The sequence below is a fragment of the Tractidigestivibacter sp. genome, from assembly GCF_057241865.1.
Window position 1 is genome coordinate 1 of record NZ_DBHHPX010000016.1, and the last position, 24,201, is coordinate 24,201.

Sequence of the window (24,201 nt, forward strand, 5' to 3'; positions counted from 1 at the left end):
GAGCAGGGCCCGCTCAATTCAGGTGAGAATTCCGCTCAAATCCCGATGAGATTTTCGCTCAAGAGCTATTGACATAACACAAGCGCAGGCACCCGAGGGGGTCCGTCGACAGGAGGGGGAGGCTGAGGGCCACGCACGAGATCTCGGAGCGCCCGGCGGAGGCGGGGGACCGCTCCCGCATCGGGGACTGGGAGGGCGACACCGTGGTCGGCAGGGCGGGCGGCCCGCGCCTGGTCACGGAGGTCGACCGCAGGAGCGGCTACCTCGCGGGCGGCAAGGCCGCCTCGGGCTCCAGCGGCGACGTCGGCCCCGTCGTGGTGGGCGCGCTCGCCGGCGGGCCCGTCAGGACCCTCACGCTGGACCGCGGCGTCGAGTTCGCGGACGCCTCGGGGATGCAGGCGGCGCTCGGGGCGCCCATCTACTACTGCCTGCCCCACCACCCATGGCAGAGGGGGACCAACGAGAACACCAACGGCCTCCTCAGGGAGTACTTCCCGAAGGGCACGGACCTGTCGGGAGTCAGCGACGAGGAGGTGGCGGCGGCGTATGATGACCTCAACCACAGGCCACGCAAGCGCCTGGGGTGGAGGTGCCCCTGGGAGGTATACCACGGCGAGGCGTTGCACTTGCTTTGAGAATTCAAGCGATATTAATTAGCCGTCAAACATGAAATCGATATCTGGGGTACATGGACTGGACTCAAATGCTGCTCTCAAAATACGGTATTTGGTACGGAGCATCCGCTTACGGGAGAGAATCGAGCGCTCGCCTGTATAAGGGTGCATGCCCTGAGGCTGGTGATAGGTTGTTCCCAGGCTAGCCGTTAGCCATTTCGGCCAATCGGACAGAGTTAGGAGAGACCATGAGTAACGCCACCCACTTCCACCGAGCAGCAAGCGTCCTGCTGGGCCTCCAGATAGCGCTCGCGTCCGTCCTGCTCACCGCGACCCCCGCCCTTGCGGCGGGCAACACCGATAACTCTCCCTATGACTTCTACTTCTCCGGCACATATGCCACTCAGGGAGAGAAATGGCGGCGCAAGTATACCGATTCGGTCTGCTTCCTCAGGATTGACGACCTCGACATGAACCGGGTCAACTTCTACATCGACGGCAGCACCTCGTACGACGGGCACGCCACCAACCGTACGCGTGGCGGGGTTGCCACCGCGTACTATAAGGGCTACTTCGTGATCCACAACTACGTCCACGAGAACGGCGAGAGCTGGGCGCGCCTCACCGCCATGTCCCCGGACGGCTCCGGATACGTCTACGGCGCATGGAGCCCGGACTCCAACGAGCCGTGGCACACGTCCCTCAACTAACGAAGCTGCCGCGGCGGCGCACGCGCGCCGCCGCGCCGGAGGAGGAGCCATGGCCCGGAGGGCAAAGCGAGTCAATCGAGGGACGGTGGCCGCCATCGCCGTGGCCGCCGTGCTCGTTGCGGCGCTGGCCGTCGCGTACGCCCCGGGGGCGTACCGGGCCCTCACGCAGGCCCCGGGGGGCCAGGGTGGCGAGGCGGGGGAGTCCGACGGCTGGTCGTACGAGGTCGACCCCGGCTGGTCGTACCAGGCCGGCGAGGCCTTCGACCTGACGGGAAGGTATTACGAGGAGCGCGAGACCGCACGGGGCTGGGATAGCGGGGACACGGGGAGCTTTGAGGACTCCCTCCCGTGGTACGGCACCATGAGGGTCACCGCCTCCAAGCCCGTGTGGTACCCGTCGGCGGAGGCCGCGCAGTTCCCGTACATCGCCGATCCGTCCAGCGGGCGGGGCGTCATCGTGGTGACGCTCCACATCGAGAACGTGGACGCCCAGTGCAGGGAGTCGGTGAGAAGCATCGATGGTGCGGACTCCCTCCCCCTCACCATGTTCGAGCTGGCCCCGACGACCGGCGGGTCCCTGGCGGTGGAATCGCTTGCCGATCTGCTGGAGCACGACGCCCCGGGGGTCGAGGGCCTCGTCTACCAGAGCGACAAGGCGAGCGGCTACACGTGGGTCCCCCAGGGGGCGTCGGCTGACGTCCGCCTGGGCTACGAGGTGTTTGGCAGAGACGACAAGGATGAGTCGCACAACAGGGACGCGTCCTACTACCTGGTTGTTGATCCAATGGGCAAGACCTATGACACGTCGGGGCTCCCCGTCGTCGAGCTGGGCCCCGCCCAGGACGCCACGGAGGGGAGCGCCTCGTAGGCACCGCACCGGGCCGGTCTCCGGTCATATTGGTCACGTTTCGAGAGTTTGGAGATTGCCGCGAGTAACGCCATCCACTTCCACCGAGCAGCACGCGTTTGTGGCGTCTGGAGCCCCGATTCCAACGAGCCGTGGCACACGTCCCTCAACTAGCGCTCAACGCGAAAGGCGCGCAGTGAAGGAGTGAGTTTGCTGCGCGCCCCTTCGATTAGGGGAGGGGCGGTCATCCTGAGCAATACAACAATCAACCATCAGTTGGCTACGGATCTACACGAATCTGGAGGCAAGAGACCTGCCTCTCGCTCCTTCGGGGTCACAGAGTCCATAGATTTATAGGAGGTGACGCGTCATGAGCAGTCTCAAATCGTCCACGCACATGGAGCTACGCAAGGCTTTCGGAAGAAACCCTTGGTTTTGGATAGCGCTGGCGTTTGGCGTGCTCCTTGCGGTCTGGACTGCCATCGTGAGGTCAGAGCTCTTCTTCTCGACCCTTGAGATGGCCATCGTCGATTGGCAGCGAAAGGAGGTAGGGTATTCGACGGTTGGCGCCTATTCGCTCTGGATGCCTCTCTACAACATTGATCTGCCCTCCGGCATCTTTTTCATGGTGTGGCCGATTCTTGCCGCCGTTCCCTATGCTTGGACGTGGACTGCGGAGATGAGGTCGGGACTCATCGAGCAGGAGTGCGTGAGGGCGGGTCGCCGTGCGACCGTCGTCTCGAAGTGGATTGCGGTGTTTTTGACTGGGTTTGCGATCATTGCGGTGCCGTATGCAGTGAATCTTCTCTGCAACCTCTGCATCGAGCCAGCGATGCCCGCTTGGATAAGCGATGGGTTGTATGCGAGGGTGTGGGAGCAGACGCCGTTCTCGAGCCTCTTCTATAACAACCCCCTAGCGTTCTGCATCCTCTGGACGTTCGTCGCGGGGGCGCTGGGTGGCCTCTGGGCAACAGTGGTGGCGGCGCTATCGATGTTGGTGGGGAGCTACCTGCCGTCTCTGGTTGTCTCTTATCTGTCCCTGCACGTTCTTGCGTTCATTGGTGACCAAATCACAATGTATACCCAAGCATACGCTCAGTACTCGTACGCCGCGATGCTGTCCCTAGAAGTGCTCCCTACGGTGTCCGTGCGCGCCAGCACCGGAAGCAGACCGGCTCTGGTTGCAACCGTACTGGCTCTGGTCGTGCTTTCGATTGTCCCCCCAGTCGTGCTCCGCAAGAGAGATCTGCTATGAGAGTCCGGAGGCCCATCCGCCTTATGCATGCGCTCATGGGGCGTCGCCGCGTCAGGCTGCTCCTGGCACCTGCCGTATCCGTCCTGGTTGTGGGGTTCTCCATGCTCTCCATGCTTGGCCGGATGCAGTTTATTCGGCAAGCATACGATTGGGCCGGCACGGCAAGCCTTGGTGATGCCGTGCTGTGGCTTTTTATGGGCCATCCGTCATTGCCCGCTGCGGGATGGATGTCCGTATGGTGCACTGTGAGCGTGATGGCCCTCATAGATATCCAGGGTACAGGGGAATTTGATCAGGGGATCGTTGCCGCCGGCAGCCGATGCGGGGCTTGGGTGGCCTACGCTTGTACTGCTGCGCTGCTCGCCGTCCTGACCTACATCCTCATGATTGCCGCCTGCCTTATGTGGTCTGTACTGGCGGGGCTTGCCCCCACGCTTTCCCCAGAGTCGATACAGGACATATCGCTCGGCCTTGTCGCGCCGGGGTGCACGATGGGAGACGTGCTGTCCTATCTCGGACTGGGACTTTTGGGGGCGGTGTTTTTCGGCCTGCTCGAGCTGGTGGTTGGGCTCTGGGCGGGTGGCGTTGCATCATTTGGGCTTGCGGTTGCGGTGCTCGCGGCGTCCGCGCTTGCGCCGGCCGTTCCGCTTCCAGGGTCGTTCCTCATGGCATGCAGGGTTTCCCCGTTGGGCACGGGTCTCTCGCCTGACGGCGGCCCGGCGTTTTCGCCTGTGCTTGGGTTGGCCGTGCTTATCGTGCCCTCCGTGGTGATGGTGCTTGTTGGCGCGCTGCGTTTCTCGAGGCTGGATCTTGGCATCAGGGGCAAGGGGGCAAGGCGATGAGTGGGCGTCTTGCCTGGCTAGCCCTGTGGACTGCGAGGGCGGTGCTGTGGTCGTCTCGCAGGGAGTTGGCCGCGGTCTGCGTGGGCGGCCTGGTGATCTCTGGCGTCCTGTGCCTCTCGCTCGCCCTTCGCGTGCAGATGGCGGGTGTTGCCACGCCTCCCAGCATGGGTGACTTCTGGGTGAGCGTGATGGCCGGCATCTCTCAGCCCTACCCCCATGGATCGCAGCCCACGGAGATGCGCCCGTTGAACATTCCCTTTGGGTGGCTCACGGTCGTTCTTCTGCCGTGCGTGCTCTCTGTGACCGTTGCGAGGGAGGACGGCTACCTCGATGCCTGCCTTGTGGCAGTTGGTAGCAGGTGGTCCTTCTGGCTTGGGCATGTCGTGGCGATGGTGGCGGAGTGCCTGCTCTATTGGGGCGCCGTCATGGCGTGCTGCGCCGTGGCAACGGCATTGGCCAACGGAGGCTTGACCCTTCAGGCATCCCCTTGGCTCCCCGACCTGTTGCCGATGGAACGGGCCACGCTTGCCGAGGCCCCCTACGACATGGGGGCGGGCGTTGCCCTCGCCGTGGTCACCTCGCTCGCGATCTGCCTGGGGCAGCTTGCGCTCTCGCAGGTCACGGGCGTGCGCGTTGCCTTTCTCGTTGCGGTTGCGCTGGTAACGGGGTCGCTGTTCGTGATGTCGCCCGTGCTTCCCGGCAACCTCATGATGGCAGCGAGAAGCACGGTGTTCACCGTCGCCTACCCCGTGGAGATAAGGGAAGGGATGCTCTTGCCGGGCATTGAGGCAGGGCAGGCGCTCCTGCCGGCAGCCGCAAGCTGCCTGTTGTTCTCGTTGTTGCCGCTCGTTGTGGTCTTGCGCCGCGATTACCTGGGAGGGAGTCGTTCATGAGCTACGTAGAGGTGCGTGACGTCTGCAAGAAGATAGGGCCGGAGCAGGTGCTGGATTCCGTGAGCTTCTCCGTTGGCTCCGGAGAGGTCGCATGCCTTGAGGGGGAGAACGGGTCGGGCAAGACCATGGCGATGCGCGTCGTGTGCGGCCTCGTGCGGCCGGACTCCGGGACCGTGGAAGTGTCGGGCAAGAGGCTCTGGGGCGAGGTCTCGTTTCCACCGAGCGTGGGCCTGCTCATCGAGACGCCGGCCCTGCTCGACGGCTACAACGCGCTGGACAACCTGAGCCTTCTGGCCTCCATACGTGGCGTAGCCTCCAAGGACGACCTGCGCCGCACGATCGAGCGTGTGGGGCTGGACCCCGCAAGCAAGAAGCCGGTGCGCAAGTTCTCGCTGGGCATGCGGCAGAGGCTGGGCATTGCCATGGCAATCATGGAGGCGCCGGAGCTCCTCGTCTTGGATGAGCCGACAAACGCGCTGGACGAGGATGGCGCGGCGCTCTTGGTGCGCATCATCGGCGAGGAGCGGGAGAGGGGTGTGGCGCTCCTCGTGTCGAGCCACGACGCGAGCTTCATCGATGCCGTTGCCACGCGCGTGTACCACATGGCATTCGGCAAGGTGCGCAACGCGGAGGAGAGGGGGCAGGCATGAGTCGTGAACGCAGCGCGGGGCGTGTGCGCAAGGTGGCCATAGCCGTTGTGGCAGCAGTTGCGGTGGCGGCCCTCGCCGCCCGCATATACTGGGTGAACACCAACCTCCCCCAGATTCCAAACGAGTACTACGACCAGGGAGAATGGGCGAGCCTCGATGGGGCGTTCCAGATCGACTCGCAGGAGAACACCAATGGCTACTCCCTCATGGTCCAGAGCGCCAAGCTGATGACATACGACGAGTTTGTCGAGACGTATCGCACGGAGGACGCCGATGTGGCGGCCCAGCCTGCGGGAACCCACGGTGACGCCCACTGCGTGGTGGACGTTGAGCTTCACATACGCAACGAGGGAAACAGCGATGGCGTGCTGGACGCGTTCCAGATGGTCCTGGTGCCGGCACGGGGCAACGAGTACCTGATTGCCGACATCATGAACGACGCCGCCCTGTGGCCGCAGACCCAGCGCGGCGTTGGCATGCAGGTGAGCATACGTCCGGGGACCGAGTACGTTGCCCACATCCCGTATGTCTACAACAGCGTCGAGAAGGCCTACTTCACCGAGGTGACCGACACGGACTTCACGCTGCTCATCTCGCGAGCGCCCGTGAGGAAGATGATTCGGGTCCATGCGGAGTAGGCGGCGCAGGTCGCGGCTCTCGCTCGCCCTGCGCTCCCGCACCGAGAGCGCTACCAGCGGCCACCCTCCGGGGGCCGTCTCTTCTCGCTGGTTGCCACGGTGAGCTTGTATCCAGCCGCGATGCTGCCTCCGTCGCACAGGACGTCGGTGCCCATGAGGTAGCCGCAGCGCTCGTCGGCAAGGCTCACAATGAGGTGGGCCAGCTCCTCGGGCCTGGCACTTCGCTTGGGGCCGGTGTAGGAGAGCAGGATGTCGGTCGCCTTGCCCTTCTCCTTCTCGGTCATGGGGGTCTCCACATAACCGGGGCTCACGGAGAAGACGCGGATGCCGCGCTGGCGCATGTACTTGAGCGCGCAGCCGGCGGAGTACCAGCGTGCGAAGTTCTTCGAGATCATGTATGCCATCTGCGGGTCGACGGCCTTGTTGTGCATGACGCTTGCGCGACGCACCAGGCGCCTGACAAAGGCGTTCTCGTCGGAGAGCGCAAGGGGGTAGGAGCGGCGGGGAATCATCGCACGGGGTAGCATGTAGCCCGAGTTCGAGGCCACATCCACAATTACGCCGCCGTCCATCGCCTTGAAGAACTCCTGGTTCACGTAGACCGTGCCCAGTGCGTTTATGCGTATGATTCTCTCGGGCGTCCCCATCGAGCCCGAGATGCCCGCCGCATGAATGACCGTCGCAACGCTGCCGAGACCAGCGGCCTTCTCGGCAAGGGTACGCACCTCTTCCCGGCTTGAGACGTCGCAGGTGGCAGCAACGATGTGGCGGCCCTTCTCGTTGAGGGTCCCTGCCGTCCTTTCCAGCTTGGCCAGGGTTCGGCCCGTGATGACCACGGTATCCTCGCGAGGCAGCGCCTCTGCAACCGCGCGTCCAATGCCCGAACCACCGCCTGTGACCACGTGAACTCTGCCCACGCACTGCCTCCCGTCTCCGCGCTTCGTTATCCGCGCGGGATGATACGAGAACGCGGCCTGGGCGTTTGTCATATCTGTTGTCAGTTGGGGAAGGACTGTCCGGTTGCTGGGCGATTGGGAACCCCTGACGATTTCGGCCTTCCGGAAAACCCGTCTGGCAAAAGATGGGGGTTATGCATACGCACGACCCGGGTTTCTCGCCAGTGGGCGGCCCCGGGGCACCCGATCTGTCAAAAGTTAGGGGTGGTGCGTACGCATGACCCTGCATTTTTGACGGCGCTCCCACGTTTGCCCAGTTAGGCGAGAGGAGCTTGGCAGCGGGTGGGGGTTGTGCGTACGCACGACCCGGGTTTCTCGCCAGTGGGTGCTCCCAGAAGGTCGTTTGTGGCAGATTTCTCCGTTCATGCGCACTCACGTCGGGCATTTCTCGCCATCGAGAACGTCCCTCGACCTTGTGCTGGCGGTTTGGAGAGAGGCCTCTCGCTGCCGGGGCCGCTGCCACCCCCCCCGCGCCCCCAATGTTTCCGTTGCGCTACCGGATTGCAAACGACGTCGCCACCGCGGCTCCGTGTGTGCCACAGTAATCCCATCGGCCACGTCCGGTGGTCCCAACGACGAGGGGAGAGCACATGCGCATGCGCGGCACCACACGGTATGTGGATCTTCTCGCCCTCGATCTACTCGGCCTAGAGCTTACGTGCGCGAGCGCACGCTAGGTCCGAGGTCCAGCAGGTATCATTAGACCCAGCTTGCGTTCGCGTCCCGCCTTGGGACAGCGGCAGCTGGGTCTTGTCGTGTGTCATGCCACCATCCCAAGGCAAACCGGTACCAGTGCCAGGTCCCATGTCCAATGGAGGTAGCAATGACCCGCAAGATCGCAATCTTCGACACAACCCTGCGCGATGGCGAGCAGTCGCCCGGCGCTTCCATGAACACCGAGGAGAAGCTCGTCATTGCCCAGCAGCTGCTTCGCCTGCACGTAGACGTTATCGAGGCGGGCTTTCCCATCTCGTCCCCGGGCGACTTCCGCTCGGTGCAGGAGGTTGGCCGCCTCGCAGGTGACGACGCCGTGGTGGTTGGCCTCACGCGCGCCGTTGACAAGGATATCGACCGCGCGGCCGAGGCGCTGAAGTGTGCCAAGCGCCCGCGCATCCACACGGGCCTGGGCGTCTCGCCGCAGCACCTGCGCGACAAGCTGCGCATCTCCGAGGACGAGTGCGTTGAGCGCGCCATTCACTGCGTGAAGTATGCCAAGCAGTACGTTGAGGACGTCGAGTTCTACGCCGAGGACGCAGGCCGCGCAGACCAGAAGTTCCTGGAGCGCGTGATCCAGGCCGCCGTCGACGCCGGCGCGACCGTCGTGAACATTCCGGACACCACGGGCTACCAGATGCCGGACGATTTTGGCGCGCGCATCAGGGGCCTGGCAGACAACGTGCGCGGTATCGAGAACGTCACCATCAGCGTCCACACCCACAACGACCTTGGCATGGCCACCGCGCTGGCGCTGGCTGGCGTCAAGAACGGCGCCACGCAGATCGAGTGCACCATCAACGGCCTGGGCGAGCGCGCCGGCAACACCGCGCTCGAGGAAGTCGTCATGGCCATCAAGATGCACGGCGACGAGCTGGACGCCCATACCGACGTCAACACTCGCGAGTTCACGCGCGCAAGCCATCTGGTGAGCCGCATCACGGGCATGAGCGTGCAGGCCAACAAGGCCATCGTGGGTGCCAACGCCTTTGCGCACTCCTCTGGCATCCACCAGGACGGCGTGCTCAAGGCCCGCGACACCTACGAGATCATCGACCCAGCAGACGTGGGTGCCGCCGGTTCGGAGATCATCCTCTCCGCGCGCTCTGGCCACGCCGCGCTGCGTCACCGCCTGGCCGAGCTGGGCTACTCCTTCAAGGACGACGAGTTCGACGAGATCTACAACCGCTTCCTCGAGATCGCAGACCAGAAGAAGGAAGTCTACGACGAGGACCTCGAGTCCATGGTGCAGGAGCGCCAGCGCGAGGTGGCGGCCGTCTACGTGCTGGACGCCCTGCAGGTCTCCTGCGGAGACCCGCTGGTGCCCACCGCCACGGCGACCATCACGGACGAGCTGGGCGTGAGGCACGTGACGTGTGCCACCGGCACCGGCCCCGTCGACGCGGCGTACAAGGCCGTGGACCAGGTCGTCGCCGTCCACGGCGACCTCGCGGAGTTCTCGGTCAAGGCCATCACGCGCGGCATCGACGCCATCGGCGAGGTCACGGTGCGCATCACTGCCGAGGACGGCAAGGTCTACACCGGCCGCGGCGCGGACAACGACATCGTGGTCTCCAGCGCGAAGGCCTACGTCAACGCCATCAACCGGATGATCCAGACCACCCGTTCCAAGGAGGGCAAGTAGTCAGCCGGCGCCGGCGGCGAGGTACTTCTCGCCAGCTCACCTCGCTTCGCTCAGAAGTTACTGGCTGAGGAGTACCTCGCACTGCCGCTCGCTCACTGGGTGAGCTTGGCGAACTTCGCGCCACCCGTGTCGAGTGTGACACGGAAGCGGTTGCGGTCTGCCCGAAGCACGATGACGGAGGTCTCGAAGGGCTGTCCGTGCTGGTCGAAGGTGGTGCGTAGGATGCGCAGCGCCGCGGTTCCGGGCTCTACACCCAGCCCGCGCGCCTCAGAGGCGTCCAGATTGACTGCCTCGTAGATTTCCTCCGCCCGCGCCGGCATCTTCCCCGAAGCTTCGGCGATAAGCGAGTAGAGCGAGCTCACAAGGCTCTCGGCGCGTAGCGTCGGGCATACGGAGCAAGGAACGAAGGCGGTCACGTACTGCATGGGCCTGTCGTTTGCCAGTCGGATGCGGCGAATCTCCCATACCTCTGTTCCGTCTGGTACCTTGAGGCGCTTTGAGATGCCCGAACGCGCCCTGCGCCTTCGGAGGCTCAGAACGTGTGACGAGGGCGTCATGCCGAGTGCGGTTATCTCCGCGGTGAAGTTGAAGGCCGTCTCGAGCGTGTGCGCGTCTCCGGGCCACGCCACGAAGGTGCCTCGGCCACGTCGACGCACGACCGTGCCGTCATCCACCAGGTCCTGGAAGCAGCGGCGCACCGTGCCGCGCGAGAGGCCGAGCACCTGCGCGATGTCCTGCTCCTTGGGAAGCGGCGTCTCCTCGTCAAAGGCGCGCGTGGCAATGAGCTGCAAGATCCTGTCCTTGAGCTGCTGGTAGAGCGGGGTGGGGGAGTTAGGGTCGAGCGGCTCCCGCGCGAGGGTGGAGAGGGTGTCCAAGGTTCTTCTCCTTAGATAGATACTATATGTGCTGTACATAGTAGTCAATTTGAGATTATCGTGCCACCGATGTCCCGCGGCCCGTATTCTGTAATCACATCAAGTACAGAAGATACTGTACAAGGTGAACAAGCCAATTGGTGCCCCGCGGGGCAGAGAGAAAGGAAGCGTCATGAAGCCCACTAAGAAGGCCGCCGAGATGAGCGTCAAGGAGCTCGCCCGCTACATCGACCAGTCCGTCCTCAAGCCCGAGTTCACCGTCGACGAGATCAAGAAGTACGCCCAGGAGGGCATCGACTTTGGCTGCGCTACCATCTGCATCAATCCGGCCAGCCTGCCCATCGTTGCTCCGATGGTCGAGGGCACCGACACCGGCCTCTGCGTCGTCTGCGACTTTCCCTTTGGCCTCGCCACCACCGAGGCCAAGGCCATGCTCGCCGAGGAGTACTGCTCCAGGTGGAACATCCAGGACCTCGACATCGTGGCAAACTTCGGCTGGCTGCGCTCCGGCCTTCACGACAAGGTCGTCGAGGACCTGAAGCCGGTCGTCGAGGTCTGCCACAAGCACGGCGCCGAGGTGAAGGTCATCATCGAGACCGAGACCCTGACCGACGAGCAGATCATCGACGGCACCCGTTGTGCCGTCGAGGCCGGCGCCGACTTCATCAAGAGCTCTACGGGCTTCGTCACCGGCTTTGAGCACGAGGGCGCGAGCCCCCGCGTGGTCAAGCTCATGATGGATGCCGCTAACGGCGAGATCAAGGTCAAGGGCTCCGGCTGCATCCGCACCCGTGAGCACTTCCTCGAGCTCATCGACATGGGCATCGATCGCATGGGCGTTGGCTTCCGCTCCACCCCGGTCGTCCTGGACTGCACGCCCGCTCAGGCCAAGAACCTCGCATAGCGCCTGAGATTCCGCACGTGCGCGGGACCGGTACCCCCAATCCGGCCCCGCGCCTTGTATAAGCTCACCCACGTTTGAGAAAGGTACGACCATGAGCGAGAAGACCGATGATGCCCACGAAGCCGCCCCGGACTTCCTCACGCTGCACGTCATCTCTGACTCCCGCGGCACGACGGCACGCGAGGTGGTGAGCTCTGCCGTCGTGCAGTTCTCGTACAAGCGAGTTGGCATCAGCACGCTCGCCCGGGTGAGCACGGTCGGTCAAGTGCGTCGCTACCTGGATCGCTACGTGCCAGATCCGGAGAAGACGGCCGTCTTCCACACGGTGCTCGACGAGCGTCTGCGCTCGGAGATCCGAGACGAGCTCAATCGTCGCGGCATCGCTTCGGTCGACTTGCTCGGACCCGCAATGAGCATCGTCGAGCGCCTGTTGGACGAGGAGCCGCAGAACACGCCGGGTCTTGTGGTCAAGCGGGAAGTCGTGAACACACGCATGATCAATGCGGACAAGCTTGGCTAAGAGGACCAAGGGAGAAGGAGAAGAGCAGTGAAGTTCTTTATCGATACCGCTGACCTGAACGACATCAAGGCCGCTTCTGAGTGGGGCATCCTTTCCGGTGTTACTACCAATCCGAGCCTCTACGCCAAGACCGGTGGCAAGCTCGCGGACTTTGAGCCGCACATGGTCAAGATCTGCGAGATCGTCGGTGAGAGCGTGCCCGTCTCTGCCGAGTCCCAGGCCAAGACCACCGAGGGCATGATCGAGGAGGGCCGCCGACTCGCCGCGCTGGCGCCCAACATCGTGGTCAAGCTTCCCATCTGTGAGGAGAGCCTGCCTGCGACCCACCAGCTTGCATCCGAGGGCATTCGCGTCAACATGACGCTCGTGTTCTCCGCGCCGCAGGCCCTGCTCGCCGCTCGCGCAGGCGCCCGCTACATCAGCCCGTTCGTGGGCCGCTTTGACGACACGGGCGAGGACGGCCTGGCGCAGCTCGAGACCGTGGTCACCGCCGTCAAGAACTTCGACTACGGCTACTGGGAAGAGGAAGGTGGTCCGGAGATCATCACTGCCTCGGTCCGCACGCCCTGGCACGTGACCCAGGCGGCGCTGCTCGGTGCTGACATTGCCACCGTGCCGTTTGCCGCGCTCAAGAAGTGCGTGCGCCATCCGCTCACCGATGCCGGCATGGCCTCTTTCGATGCCGACTGGGCAAAGGTCGTTGCGGCACAGTAGCGAGGAGGAGGCTTGAGATGACAGACAACGAGCTTGCGCGCGTTGCCATCGAGGTACGCAAGGGCATCGTGCGGTCAACCCATGCAGCCAAGTCCGGCCACCCCGGCGGTTCGCTCTCCGCGGCGGACATACTCACGTACTTCTACTTCGAGGAGATGGACGTGCGACCCGAGGAACCCCGCTGGGAGGGCCGCGACCGTCTCGTGCTCTCCAAGGGGCATGCTGCTCCGGGCCTCTACGCGACGCTCGCCGAGCGTGGCTTCTTCCCTAGGGAGGAGCTGCTTACGCTGCGCCACGTGGGTAGTGGCCTGCAGGGTCACCCCAACATGAACGACACACCGGGCGTGGACATGTCCACCGGATCCCTCGGTCAGGGCGTCTCCGCTGCCGTGGGCATGGCGCTCGCTGCCAAGCACTGGGGTGAGCCGCACCGCGTCTATGCGATTCTCGGCGACGGTGAGCTCGAGGAGGGTCAAGTCTGGGAGGCCGCGATGCTCGCGGGCAACCTGGGGCTCGACAACCTTTGCGTGGTCGTGGACCACAACGGCCTGCAGATCGACGGCACCATCGAGGAGGTCAACTCCGCCATGCCCATCGCGGACAAGTTCCGCGCCTTCAAGTTCCATGTGGTCGAGCTCGCGGACGGCAACGACATGACACAGATCCGAGCCGCATTTGCGGAGGCGCGCTCCATGAAGGGCCGTCCGACGTGCATCGTGGCAGAGACCGTCAAGGGCAAGGGCGTGCCCTTTATGGAGGGGCAGGTCGGCTGGCACGGCAAGGCCCCCAACGACGAACAACTCGAACAGGCTCTCGCCGCGCTCGATGCTGCGGGAAAGGAGCTCTAGGATGGCAGGTGTGAGGAAGATCGCGACCCGCCAGAGCTACGGCGAGGCGCTCGTGGAGCTGGGAGCCGAGAAGGACGACTTCGTGGTGCTCGACGCCGACCTCGCCGCCGCGACCCAGACAGGCAAGTTCAAGGCCGCGTACCCCGACCGCTTCATTGACTGCGGCATCGCCGAGGGCAACATGATGGGCGTTGCCGCGGGAATCGCGGCAGCGGGCCACAAGGTCTTTTGCTCGACCTTTGCGATGTTTGCCGCGGGACGCGCCTACGAGCAGATCAGGAACTCTGTGGGCTACCCGCACCTCAACGTCAACATCTGCGCCACGCATGCCGGCATCTCGGTGGGAGAGGACGGTGCCACCCACCAATGCAACGAGGACATCGCCCTGATGCGTGCGATTCCGGGCATGACGGTCGTCTCGCCGGCTGATGACATAGAGGCAAAGGCCGCGATTCGTGCGGCCTACGAGACCGACGGGCCGTTCTACGTGCGACTGGGCCGCCTTGCGGTGTCCGTGGTGAATGACCCGGAGACCTATGAGTTCAGGCTCGGTCGCGGCGTCGTCCTGCGCGAGGGCGCCGATGTCACCATCGTGGCAACGGGCTTGATGGTGGCGGAGGCGCTCGCCGCCGCTGACGAGCTCTCCAAGAGGGGCACCTCCGCCGAGGTCATCAACATTCACACAATCAAACCGCTCGACGAGGAGTTCGTGCGCGCGTCCGCGGCCAAGACCGGGCGTGTTGTCACGGCCGAGGAGCACTCCGTGATTGGCGGCCTGGGTGATGCCGTGCTGGCAGCCTTGGCCGATGACCCCGTGCCCGTGCGCAAGGTGGGCGTGAACGACGTCTTCGGCGAGTCCGGGCCGGCCGTGGACCTGCTCCACAAGTACGGCCTCGATGCGGCGGGAATCGTCGCCGCCGTTGAGGGAATGCTCGCATAGACTCGGGCGCAACGGCACCCTGTGGCGTGGTGACCTCCAACTCGCCGCACATCTATCGGGAAGGCCACCCCGCCACTCGTCCAGCAGGAGGACGGGTGGCGGGGTGGCCATTCTTTCAACAGGGACTTGCAGACAACCCAAGCCGAAGAAACGCTCCTCATCGAGAGCGTGAATGCATCGTCTTTCCCATCATCCGCGCTCGCGGCCGAATTCATACCGTTCGCCGTCGATATGTATTCAATATCCAGTACTTACAGATTTTACATGCGGCCTGGAAGCCACTCAGCTCCCACCCCAATATTCTAAATGTACTACTTGTACTGAATGTAGAGTACATGACGAAGAATACATCAGGGAGAGGGGTCGAACGTGAAGAACTACCTTCTGCTCGTGAGCCACGGGACCATGGCACCGGGCGTCCACAGCGTCATGCGCATGCTTTTTGGCGAGAGGGACGACCTCATGAGCGTCAGCCTCGAGGACGGCATGGCTGTCGATGTCTACGCAGAACGCGTCCGCGCCAAAGTCGCCCACGTCAAGGCGGGAGATCGCCTCTGGGTGTTTGCCGACCTTATCGGCGGTTCCCCCCTCACCACCGCGCTCAACGTCATCAACGAGCGCGGTCTTCTCGGCACCACGCGTGCCTTTGGAGGCCTCAACCTCGCGATGGTCATGGCGGCCATGAGCGAGGGCATCGACGGGGGCCTCGACGCTGACTCCATGGGGGAGGTGATTGTGGAGTGGGGCCGGCAGGCCGTCTCCGAGTTCTCCCTCGAAGACATGCTCGCCGAAGACGAGGGGGAGGACGAGGACGACGAGGAGCTCTGAGCCAGGGTCGTCCCTAGCCGGGCGTGTCACAGATCCGCTACCAGCAAGCAGCAAGGATTGGAGCCAAGCAATGATTTCGTTCGTACGTGTAGACGACCGCATCGTGCACGGACAGACGGTCACCCGCTGGTCGATGGAGTACCCCTGCGACGGCATCATTGCCGTGAACGACGCCGCGGCGTCGAACAAGGTTCTCAGACAGGCCTTCAAGGGTGCCGCCCCGGACAAGAAGGTCTTCGTCTGGACCATGGAGCACTTCCTCGAGAAGCGCCGGCAGGTCATCGAGAGCGCTTCGCGCTACTTCCTCATCACGAAGAGCCCGTTCGACATGAAGAGGATCCTCGTGGACGAGGGGTTTGTTCCCTCCGAGGTGAGGACCGTCGTCGTGGGTCCGCAGTCCGATCGCCCCGGCACCGTCAGGCTCGGCAACAACCAGTCGATCACGCGGGAGGAGGCCGAGGCGTTCGAGGCCATCTCGGAGGCTGGCTACGACATCCTGTTCGCGCTCGTCAAGGAGGCCGCGATTGGCCACTGGAGCACCCTGCGCGAGAAGTTCGGGCTCTAACCCCAGCCCCTGCCACTGGAAGCATCTGAAGAAGGAGGTATCCATATGGAAATCAGCCTGTTCCAGGCAATCCTGCTGGGCATCTTCGCATGCCTGGGATCGTTCATCCCCCTCGCCGGCTATCCTGTCGGCAACTACACGATCGGTCGGCCCCTCGTCGGCGGCCTCATCGTGGGCATCATCCTCGGCGACGTCCAGACTGGCATCATAATCGGTGCCGCCATTTAAGTGGTCTACATCGCCCTTGTCACGCCGGGCGGCGCCGTCTCGGCCGACGTGCGCGCCATCAACTTCATCGGCATCCCGCTCGCCATGCTCTCCATCCGCGCGCAGGGCCTCGACCCCATGTCCGCTGAGGCCTCAGGCCTCGCCGCCGCGCTCGGTGCCGCCGTGGGCACCATCGGAACGATTCTCGTCTACGCCACCTCCTACATGAACCTCATCTGGCAGAGCATCGGCTGGAAGGTCATCGAGAAGGGCAACTGGGCCCAGATCAAGCGTACCATCCCGCTCGTGAACGTGGCCTTCCCTGCACTCAGCCACGTGGTCTTCTCGTTCCTTCCCACCGTGCTCATAAACCTTGCCGGCGCGAGCATCGTGGGGGTCATCCAGACCTACCTACCCATGGATGGCATCCCCATGAAGACCCTCTTCACTGTGGGGTCGCTGCTACCCGCCGTTGGCGTGGCCATCCTGTGCAAGCAGATGATCGCCAAGCCGCTCGACTGGCTCAGCTTCGGCCTGGGCTTCACGCTCGCCGCGGTCATGAGCTGCAACCTCATCGCCTCGGCGCTGATCGCGTGCTTCTTCGCGCTCATCAACTACCAGATCCAGTCCGTCAAGAACGCCCGACCCGTTCTTGCCTCCCCCGGCGACGACGAAGAGGAAGAGGAGGACATCTAACATGGCTGAGCTCAAGAGGGTCTCCAAGAAGGCGCGTTTCTCGTCATGGCTTCGCTGGAGTCAGTGCTCCAACACCTGCTTCACCTACGAGCACATGCAGACATTTGGCTACCTCATGTCGATGATCCCCGTCATTGACGAGCTCTACGAGAGCGAGGAGGACAAGGTCAGGTCGCTGCGTACATACACCACGTTCTTCAACACCGAACCCGAGCTGGGCAGCATCATCGTGGGCCTCACGGTGAGGCTCGAGGAGGCCCGCGCCAACGGCGAGCCCATCGACGACGACACGATCGTCGGCATCAAGGCCGGCCTCATGGGTCCGATCGCGGGTCTCGGGGACTCGCTCATCGTGGGCACGCTCATCCCCATCCTGCTGGGCATCGCGCTCGGGCTCTCCACGGGCGGCAACATCCTTGGCCCGATCTTCTACATCGTGGCGTGGAACCTCATCATCCAGTTTGGCATGAAGTTCGCCTATGACCAGGGCTACGCGCTCGGCGAGAACGCCGTGGAGGCGCTCGTCGGTCCGTCATCGGCGGCGCTGCGCAGCTCCATCGTCATGGTGGGCACCATGGTCATCGGTGCCGTGGCCGCCACGTGGATCACCATCACCACGCCGCTCACCATCACGTTCTCCGATACCTCGAGCCTCGTCCTGCAGGACACGCTCGACAGCATCTACCCGGGGCTGCTCAACGTGGCCTTCGTGTGGCTGTGCTGGTGGCTCATGACCAAGAGGAAGCTCTCTGCCACCACGGTCATGCTCATCCTCGTGGGCATCGCCTTCCTGGGCGTCCTCGTGGGCCTCTTCAACCCGCAGCTTTCGTACTAGGGTCTCCCCTGGGGGCGTCTGCCGCGGGCGTCCCCTTCTCATCCTGCGATTCATCCGAGAGGGGGCGCGCCTGTGGCACGCCGCAAGAGGGTCACAAGGCCAGAGTCCGAGTTCCGCCGCAAGATCCGCGAGTCAAACAACCCGCTGGTCAAGGAGGCAGACGTACAGGTGCGTGCAATCCATCGCCTGGACACATGGAAGCGCCTCGCCTATTCCGGGCTTGCCGTCGGCACTCTGCTCGTGGGCTATGGCCTCTCGGGCGGTCTCGGCCAGGTGGCGGTTGTGACCGGCGTGGCGCTTCTCGTCATCAGTGCGCCCTGCGCCGCCCTTCTCGCCGTGGGAACGTCGCGCGCTCGCAAGAACGTCATGGCCATCCTCGACGTCATCGAGGCGCAGGGCAGGGCGGCGGGGGACCGCTAGAAGCTCTCCGTGGAAAACGTCGACGCGGTGGCGCCCATGTGGACGATGATGCGGTTGTGGTCCGCGCGCGAGAGGATCGTGACCGCCTCGAAGGGCTTCCCGTCTGCATCGAACGTTATTCGTCTGGTGCGCAGCGCAGCCTCACCTGGACGAGCGGTCAGGCGCTCGGCATCGGCCTCGTCGAGCGTGATGGCCTCGATCGTGGCCTCTGCCGTGGCGGGGAGCACGCCCGACTCCTCGGCGATGCGAGCGTAGAGCGAGGAGGCGAGCCGCTCTTTCGTGAGGTCGGGACAGAGCGCGCGTGGGACGAAGGCGACGTGATGCTCCATGGGGACGTCGTCTGCGAGGCGCAGGCGCTCGGCGCGCCAGAGCTCAGTGCCCTCGGCGACGCCGAGCCAGCGAGCGAGGTCCGCATGTGCCGGCACGGTCGAGAGGTCGAGCACGCGCGAGGTCGGTACGCGTCCGAGCGCCTCCATGCGCTTGGTGAAGTTGAGGGAGACATCCGCGTGGCCGTTCTCCGTGCTTCTCGTGACGAAGGTGCCGCGCCCGCGTCTGCGCACTACGCGCCCCTGCTCGACGAGGTCCTCGAAGCAGCGCCGGACAGTCGCTCGCGAGAGGCCGAGCGCGGTGCAGAGGTCCTTCTCGGTGGGAAGGGGCTCGTCATCCAGGGCGTGGGAGGCGATGAGCGAGAGAAGCCGGCCCTCGAGCTGGCGGTAGAGCGGGACCTCGGAGGTCTCATCGAGCGGTCTCTGGGTGATGAGGGAGAGCGCTTCCATGGCATCCTTTTTCTAAAGTGATTAATGTATGGTACATAGAATACAATTTTGGGCTTCTGCGGTCTACCCGCATGAGGCCGGGTATTCTTATGGTAACGATATGCGGGTTCAGCCGAGAGGAAGTTGCTATGAAGCCGTTTCTCTTCTACCAGCCTGAGGACAAGGACGTGGACTGGGAGCGCACGGGTCGTCTTCAGCATCGCATGGAGAAGCGCGTGGCGAGCATCTGCCCCGAGCGTGCGGTGCTCTACACGGAGTCCTTCAAGCAGACGGAGGGCGAGCCCTACATCGTCCGGAAGGCCAAGGCCTTCGCGCACACGCTGCGCAACATGACCATCTACGTCGAGGACGATTCCCTCATCTTTGGCAACATGTCGAGCAGGAACTTCGGTGCGCCGATCTATCCCGAGTACTCCATCGACTGGGTGATCGACGAGCTGGACGAGTTTGCTCTGCGCGAGGGCGACGTCTTCCAGATTGACGAGGCAACCAAGGACGCGCTGCGCGAGATTGCGCCGTACTGGCACGGCAACACTCACTCGGACGCCGTGGAGGCCACGCTCACGGACGAGATTCGACTGGCGGAGAGGCAGGGTATCATCCATCGAGGCGGCATCTCCATGAGCGGTGACGGCCACATCGTGCCTGATCACGAGATGCTGCTCGCACGTGGCCTGAGGAGCTTCGCCGACGAGGCGGGGGAGCGCCTGGCGGACCCGACGCTCACGGACGACCAGCGCAGCTTCTATGAGTCCGTGCGCATCTCTATGGAGGGTGCGCTCGACTTCTTCAAGCGCTATGCCGTTCTGCTCGGCGAACTGGCCGCGACGTGCGAGAACCCCCTGCGCGCCTCCGAGCTCGCGCAGATGTCCGAGATGGCGGCCACGATGATGGAGGGACCGGCGCGCAGCTTCTGGGAGGGCGCCGAGGCATGCTACATGGTCCACCTGCTCCAGATGATCGAAAGCAATGGCCACTCCTTCTGCTACGGCCGCTTTGACCAGTACATGCTGAGGCTCTACGAGGCGGACCTCGCGTCCGGTGCGCTCACTCGCGATCGCGCCCTCGAGATCGTGACCCACATGTTCATCATGAACTCCTCTGCCAACAAGGTGCGCCCCTACGGTCATACGCGCTTCTCGCAAGGCTATCCGCTCTACTCCAACCTTGTGGTGGGCGGCTACCGCCCGGACGGCGTGGACGGCACCAACGACCTCTCCTACCTCTGCATCGAGGCCATGAACCTGACCTCGCTCGCCGAGCCCAACTTCTCCGCGCGCTACGACGCAGACTCCCCGCGCGAGTACCTCGCTGCCTGCGCCAAGCTCATCCGCACGGGCTGCGGCATGCCCTCGATGTTCAACGACGCCGTGGCAGTGAAGGGGCTGGAGGACCTGGGCATTCCGCGCGAGGACGCACTCGACTACTGCCCCATCGGCTGCGTGGAGACGGGCGTTCCTGGCAAGTACGGTCACCGTGCCACGGGCATGACCTACGTCAACTGGGGCAAGGTCTTCGAGTGCCTGCTCTACAACGGCTACGACCCCAAGACGGGCATTCGCATGATCTCCGTGAACGAGGGGGACGAGCGGGAGTCGAGCTTCGCCTCCTACGACGAGCTGTGGGCCACGTGGAAGAGGTTCCTCAGGTTCTACTCCGACATCGCGGTTGAGTGTGACGCCACCTGCGACGCGCAGCTCGTGACCTACGACGCCGACCCCTTCGCGAGCTCTCTCATCCAGGACTCCATGAAGCTTGGAAAGACGCTCAAGGAGGGCGGCTGCCGCTACGACGTGATCTCTCAGTCCAACATCGGGTCGAGTGTCGTGGGCAACTCCCTCATGGCCATCAAGCGTCTCGTCTTTGATGAGGGGGCCGTGAGCTTCCACGAGCTCATGGACGCGTTGCGTGCCAACTGGGAGGGCCCGGAGGCCGCGCGGATCCACCAGCTCGTGCGCCACTGCCCCAAGTTCGGCAACGACATGGACGAGGTCGACGAGATCGTGGCTGACGTCTTTAACTCCTACCTCGAGCTGCTGCCTGGCTACAAGACGCTTCGGTACGGCCAAGGCCCGCAGGTGAGCTGCTACACCATGTCGACGAGCAACATCACCTCGTACGTCCCCAACGGCTTTGTGGTGGGGGCCACGCCGGACGGTCGCTTCGCCGGCGATCCGCTGAACGAGGGCTGCTCGCCCACGCAGGGCACGGACACGTGCGGACCCACCTCGGTCATCAACTCCGTCTCCAAGCTCCCCAACGCCAAGGTGGCCGCGGGCCAGCTCCTTAACATGCGCTTCATCCCGGAGTCGCTTGCTGGCGACGAGAACCTCGACAAGTTCGTGAGCTTCCTGCGCGTCTCGCAGAAGAAGGGCATCTATCACGACCAGTTCAACGTGGTCTCGAGCAAGGTCCTGCGCGAGGCACAGGCGGACCCGACGAACTACACCGACCTCATCGTCCGCGTGGCGGGCTACTGCGCGCAGTTCGTCTCGCTCATGCCGCAGACGCAGGAGGCCATCATCGCGCGGACGGAGAACCGCCTGTAGGGCTGTGGCGACTCGGTTCGAGCGTCGGGTCTTTATCGAGAAGGAGGGGGCATGCGCGGTCTTGTCTCGAGCGTCCAGCGCTACTCCACGAAGGACGGTCCGGGCCTGAGAAGCACGCTCTTCATGGTGGGGTGCCCGCTGCGCTGCGCGTGGTGCGCCAACCCGGAATGCATGGTCGCGCGCGAGCAGGTGCTCTACTTCCGGGCGCGCTGCCAGCGTTGTGGGGCGTGTGCGCGGGTGGATCCCACGATCGAGGTGTGCGAGGACGGTGCGCACGCAGAACGATCGCGCATGAAGGAGGCGTGCCTCGGGGTCTGCCGCTTCGATGCGTACGAGCGAAGCTGCCACTGGATGGGAGTGGATGAGGCGCTGGACGCCCTGCTGCGCGACCGTGACTTCTATGACGAGAGCGGAGGTGGCGTCACCGTGAGCGGGGGAGAGCCGCTCGCGCAGGCGGGGTTCGTGCTGGAGCTTGTGCGCCGCCTGCGTGCGGAGGGCGTCTCGTGCGCGATCGACACCTGCGGAAGCGTGCCGTGGGAGACCATGCGCGAGGCGGCGGACGTGTGCGACCTTATGCTCTTTGATGTGAAGACGGCCGACTCCGAGCTTCACCGGCGCTGGACCGGGACGGGAAACGAGCTCATTCTGGAGAACCTGCGTCGGCTGGACGAGCTGGGGCAGCGCCTGTGGGTGCGCCTTGTGGTGGTGGGCGGCTGCAACGACCAGACGGATGACCTGCGCCGCCGGCTGGAGCTGGTTGCCTCGCTGCGCCACGCCGAACGAGTGGACGTACTGCCTTATCACGAGCTGGGCCTGGGGAAATATCGCGCGCTCGGGCGGGACTATCCGCTGGGGCCTGGAGCGCGCGTGAGCGTGGAGAAGATCGCGGAGATTCGTCGGATGGCAGACGAGCTCGGTCTTGCCGTGGACGTAGCGGAGGAGTAGTCATGGACGCCGGCTCTGACGAGAGGGAGCCTGGGACTCGAGGCGCTGCTGATGCGGATGTCTCGGGCCGAGGCGTGGTCATCTTTGATTTCGACGGGACGCTCGCTGACACGGTGGGTGGCATCACTGCCACGGCCCGCGCGGCGCTTCTAGCCCACGGCGTTCCCGAGGGGGAGCTGGGCGACGTGTCCTGTGTGGTGGGGCCGCCGTTCCCGCAGGCCTTCTCGATGTATTACGACCTGACGGACGCCGAGGCGGCAGCCGTGACAGCAGACTATCGCGACCGCTACGAGCGGCTGGGGCCTGACGCATGGCCGCTCTTTGACGGGATGACGGGCGTGCTGCTTGACCTGCGTGCGGCGGGGCGGCGGCTCGCGGTGGCGTCCTCGAAGCGTCAGACGTTCCTAGAGGCGGCACTTGACGACTGCGGCGTGGCGGGGCTCTTCGACGCGCTCGTGGGCAAGGACGCGGAAGGGTCCCTCTCCAAGGAGGATGCAATCCGCAGCGTGCTCGTCGAGCTGGGCGTCTCTGCCGAGGATGCAGTCATGGTGGGCGACCGTCGCTTCGATGCGGAGGCCGCGCGAGCCTGCGGCGTGCCCTGCGTTGGCGTGACGTATGGTGGCGCTGCCGAGCCGGCCGAGTTGGAGGCTGTCGGTGCGTTGGTGGTTGCAGACTCGGTGGTGGAGCTGCGACAGGTGCTGCTGGGCTCCTGTGCATGCGACGAGCGGAAGTGAGACGTGCCATGGGCGAGAAGAGCCTCACACAGGTGGCACGTGACATGAACGAGATCGCCGGCTTCGTTGCCGTGCGCGACGTAAAGGCGCTGGTACCCGGTGAGCTTGAGCGTGTGCTCGGCAAGTCGCAGGCGGACGTTGCCGTGCTCTTTGGCGGGGCGATTCTTGCTGGGGCGGACGAGCTCGCTGCGGGGATGCGCGCCGGAATCGCGCGGACCTACGCTCTCGTGGGTGGTGCGGGCCACACGACGCCGGCATTCCGCGCGAGCGTACGGGGGCTCTGCCCAGACGTGGAGTTTGCCGACGGCGCCTCGGAGGCCGAGGTCTTCGATGCGTACCTGCGCACGCGCCACGGCCTTGCGGCCGACCTCTTGGAGACGGCGTCCACCAACTGCGGGGCCAACGTGGTGAACCTCCGTGCGCTTCTCGCCGAGCGAGGCGTTTCCTGCAGGAGCATGGTCATCGTGCATGACGCCACAATGCAGCGGCGCATGTCCGCACAGATTGAGAAGGAGATGCCAGGCGTCCGCCGCGTGAACTATGCGAGCCCTTATCCCAAAGTCGTTGCGCGCGTGGGGGAGGCTGGAGAAGAGCTTGCCTACGACCGAGACCTTCTGGGCATGTGGGACATGGGTCACTACCTGTCGCTGCTCATGGGCGAGGTCGCACGGCTCACCGATGACGAGCATGGTTATGGCCCGTGCGGCACTGGCTTCATTGCTCACGTGGAGGTACCCGCGAGCGTGTGCGTCGCTTGGGAGCGCCTGCGCGCGGCTTACCCGGGCTCCGTCCGCGTTGCCAATCCCACCTTCGCATCGGTGAACGCATGAGGTTGCTGGGAAGCTCTGTACCGACGCCACTCCCCGGTACCATTCAACCTTGTGGCCGCTCTTATACGCAGAAGCGGAAGCTTGCGGGATAGTCCGCGCCCCATCCCCGCGGTCGCGGAGAACGGTGTCGAAGGCGCCGAGGCGACACAGGTTGCAGAAGCCAGTCGTTCCAGGCCTGGAGTGGTCCATGAGAAGGTGGCTGTGTCTGGACTCCTCATTGGGGGCGTCAAGTTTGGGGTGTCTCGCAAGCA

Annotated in this window: 24 protein-coding genes and 2 pseudogenes; 23 read left to right on the top strand and 3 right to left on the bottom strand. The window is 64.3% G+C overall.

Translation table 11 applies throughout. The features are described from left to right. Nucleotides 1–89: 89 nt before the first annotated feature. The 8 genes and pseudogenes from ACO59D_RS06720 to ACO59D_RS06755 form a co-directional block, all read left to right on the top strand. Nucleotides 90–635: pseudogene (locus ACO59D_RS06720) on the top strand (IS30 family transposase); the annotation flags it as partial. Between the two features lie 227 nt (nt 636–862). Next, nucleotides 863–1,324, top strand: a complete 462-nt coding sequence (locus ACO59D_RS06725) for a hypothetical protein (RefSeq protein ID WP_130810881.1) — start codon at nt 863–865, stop codon at nt 1,322–1,324. A gap of 49 nt (nt 1,325–1,373) precedes the next feature. Next, entirely contained in the window at nt 1,374–2,192 is an 819-nt protein-coding gene (locus ACO59D_RS06730; protein ID WP_485126321.1) for a hypothetical protein, read from the top strand. Between the two features lie 349 nt (nt 2,193–2,541). After that, nucleotides 2,542–3,426: a hypothetical protein gene (locus tag ACO59D_RS06735; protein ID WP_485126322.1), complete on the top strand. Its 885-nt coding sequence runs from the start codon at nt 2,542–2,544 to the stop codon at nt 3,424–3,426. Continuing rightward, nucleotides 3,423–4,268 (top strand): hypothetical protein, encoded by an 846-nt coding sequence (locus tag ACO59D_RS06740; RefSeq protein WP_485126323.1) that lies wholly within the window; start codon nt 3,423–3,425, stop codon nt 4,266–4,268. Before ACO59D_RS06735 ends, ACO59D_RS06740 begins: the two co-directional genes overlap by 4 nt. After that, the gene (locus tag ACO59D_RS06745; protein ID WP_485126324.1) at nt 4,265–5,161 is read left to right on the top strand and encodes a hypothetical protein; all 897 of its coding nucleotides are present in this window, start codon (nt 4,265–4,267) and stop codon (nt 5,159–5,161) included. Before ACO59D_RS06740 ends, ACO59D_RS06745 begins: the two co-directional genes overlap by 4 nt. Then, nucleotides 5,158–5,811, top strand: a complete 654-nt coding sequence (locus ACO59D_RS06750) for an ABC transporter ATP-binding protein (RefSeq protein ID WP_485126325.1) — start codon at nt 5,158–5,160, stop codon at nt 5,809–5,811. The genes ACO59D_RS06745 and ACO59D_RS06750 overlap by 4 nt, the downstream gene beginning before the upstream one ends. After that, on the top strand, nt 5,808–6,449 hold the full coding sequence (locus ACO59D_RS06755; protein WP_485126326.1) for a DUF5028 domain-containing protein: 642 nt from the start codon (nt 5,808–5,810) through the stop codon (nt 6,447–6,449). Before ACO59D_RS06750 ends, ACO59D_RS06755 begins: the two co-directional genes overlap by 4 nt. A gap of 50 nt (nt 6,450–6,499) precedes the next feature. Here the strand turns inward: ACO59D_RS06755 and ACO59D_RS06760 are convergent, their stop codons facing one another. After that, complete coding sequence (locus tag ACO59D_RS06760; RefSeq protein WP_485126327.1) at nt 6,500–7,366, bottom strand: SDR family NAD(P)-dependent oxidoreductase; 867 nt, start codon at nt 7,364–7,366, stop codon at nt 6,500–6,502. A gap of 862 nt (nt 7,367–8,228) precedes the next feature. Here ACO59D_RS06760 and ACO59D_RS06765 point away from each other — a divergent pair. Continuing rightward, entirely contained in the window at nt 8,229–9,764 is a 1,536-nt protein-coding gene (locus ACO59D_RS06765) for a 2-isopropylmalate synthase (RefSeq protein ID WP_485126328.1), read from the top strand. Between the two features lie 92 nt (nt 9,765–9,856). Here ACO59D_RS06765 and ACO59D_RS06770 read toward each other — a convergent pair whose 3' ends face one another. Then, nucleotides 9,857–10,639 (bottom strand): GntR family transcriptional regulator, encoded by a 783-nt coding sequence (locus ACO59D_RS06770; RefSeq protein ID WP_485126329.1) that lies wholly within the window; start codon nt 10,637–10,639, stop codon nt 9,857–9,859. A gap of 172 nt (nt 10,640–10,811) precedes the next feature. Between ACO59D_RS06770 and deoC the strand changes: the two genes are divergently transcribed. The 10 genes and pseudogenes from deoC to ACO59D_RS06820 all read left to right on the top strand — a co-directional run bounded on the left by deoC (nt 10,812) and on the right by ACO59D_RS06820 (nt 18,116). Continuing rightward, entirely contained in the window at nt 10,812–11,543 is a 732-nt protein-coding gene (deoC, locus tag ACO59D_RS06775; RefSeq protein ID WP_485126330.1) for a deoxyribose-phosphate aldolase, read from the top strand. Between the two features lie 91 nt (nt 11,544–11,634). Further along, complete coding sequence (locus ACO59D_RS06780; protein ID WP_485126331.1) at nt 11,635–12,063, top strand: kinase/pyrophosphorylase; 429 nt, start codon at nt 11,635–11,637, stop codon at nt 12,061–12,063. Between the two features lie 27 nt (nt 12,064–12,090). Continuing rightward, nucleotides 12,091–12,777, top strand: coding sequence for a transaldolase family protein (locus ACO59D_RS06785; RefSeq protein WP_485126332.1), 687 nt, complete (start codon nt 12,091–12,093; stop codon nt 12,775–12,777). Between the two features lie 17 nt (nt 12,778–12,794). Next, nucleotides 12,795–13,625: a transketolase gene (locus tag ACO59D_RS06790; protein WP_485126333.1), complete on the top strand. Its 831-nt coding sequence runs from the start codon at nt 12,795–12,797 to the stop codon at nt 13,623–13,625. Nucleotide 13,626: 1 nt separating this feature from the next. Continuing rightward, a complete protein-coding gene (locus ACO59D_RS06795; protein ID WP_485126334.1) occupies nt 13,627–14,565 on the top strand; it encodes a transketolase family protein in 939 nt (312 codons plus the stop codon). 369 nt (nt 14,566–14,934) lie between these two features. Next, the gene (locus ACO59D_RS06800) at nt 14,935–15,393 is read left to right on the top strand and encodes a PTS sugar transporter subunit IIA (protein ID WP_485126335.1); all 459 of its coding nucleotides are present in this window, start codon (nt 14,935–14,937) and stop codon (nt 15,391–15,393) included. A gap of 70 nt (nt 15,394–15,463) precedes the next feature. Beyond that, nucleotides 15,464–15,958: a PTS sugar transporter subunit IIB gene (locus ACO59D_RS06805; RefSeq protein WP_485126336.1), complete on the top strand. Its 495-nt coding sequence runs from the start codon at nt 15,464–15,466 to the stop codon at nt 15,956–15,958. Between the two features lie 45 nt (nt 15,959–16,003). Further along, nucleotides 16,004–16,861 (top strand): annotated as a pseudogene (locus ACO59D_RS06810) (PTS mannose/fructose/sorbose/N-acetylgalactosamine transporter subunit IIC). Between the two features lies 1 nt (nt 16,862). Then, entirely contained in the window at nt 16,863–17,696 is an 834-nt protein-coding gene (locus ACO59D_RS06815) for a PTS system mannose/fructose/sorbose family transporter subunit IID (RefSeq protein WP_485126337.1), read from the top strand. A gap of 72 nt (nt 17,697–17,768) precedes the next feature. Next, complete coding sequence (locus tag ACO59D_RS06820; RefSeq protein WP_485126338.1) at nt 17,769–18,116, top strand: hypothetical protein; 348 nt, start codon at nt 17,769–17,771, stop codon at nt 18,114–18,116. On the opposite strand, the gene ACO59D_RS06825 is transcribed toward ACO59D_RS06820, so the two are convergent. Beyond that, nucleotides 18,113–18,892, bottom strand: coding sequence for a GntR family transcriptional regulator (locus tag ACO59D_RS06825; RefSeq protein ID WP_485126339.1), 780 nt, complete (start codon nt 18,890–18,892; stop codon nt 18,113–18,115). The genes ACO59D_RS06820 and ACO59D_RS06825 overlap by 4 nt on opposite strands. A 128-nt stretch (nt 18,893–19,020) precedes the next feature. Here ACO59D_RS06825 and ACO59D_RS06830 point away from each other — a divergent pair, with 128 nt between their 5' ends. The 4 genes from ACO59D_RS06830 to ACO59D_RS06845 are packed head-to-tail and all read left to right on the top strand — an operon-like array spanning nt 19,021 to nt 23,950. After that, nucleotides 19,021–21,441, top strand: a complete 2,421-nt coding sequence (locus tag ACO59D_RS06830; protein ID WP_485126340.1) for a glycyl radical protein — start codon at nt 19,021–19,023, stop codon at nt 21,439–21,441. A 51-nt stretch (nt 21,442–21,492) separates the two neighbouring features. Next, a complete protein-coding gene (locus ACO59D_RS06835) occupies nt 21,493–22,386 on the top strand; it encodes a glycyl-radical enzyme activating protein (protein WP_485126341.1) in 894 nt (297 codons plus the stop codon). Between the two features lie 2 nt (nt 22,387–22,388). Further along, the gene (locus ACO59D_RS06840) at nt 22,389–23,120 is read left to right on the top strand and encodes an HAD family hydrolase (RefSeq protein ID WP_485126342.1); all 732 of its coding nucleotides are present in this window, start codon (nt 22,389–22,391) and stop codon (nt 23,118–23,120) included. A gap of 8 nt (nt 23,121–23,128) precedes the next feature. Further along, complete coding sequence (locus tag ACO59D_RS06845; protein WP_485126343.1) at nt 23,129–23,950, top strand: ElyC/SanA/YdcF family protein; 822 nt, start codon at nt 23,129–23,131, stop codon at nt 23,948–23,950. Nucleotides 23,951–24,201 lie beyond the last annotated feature (251 nt).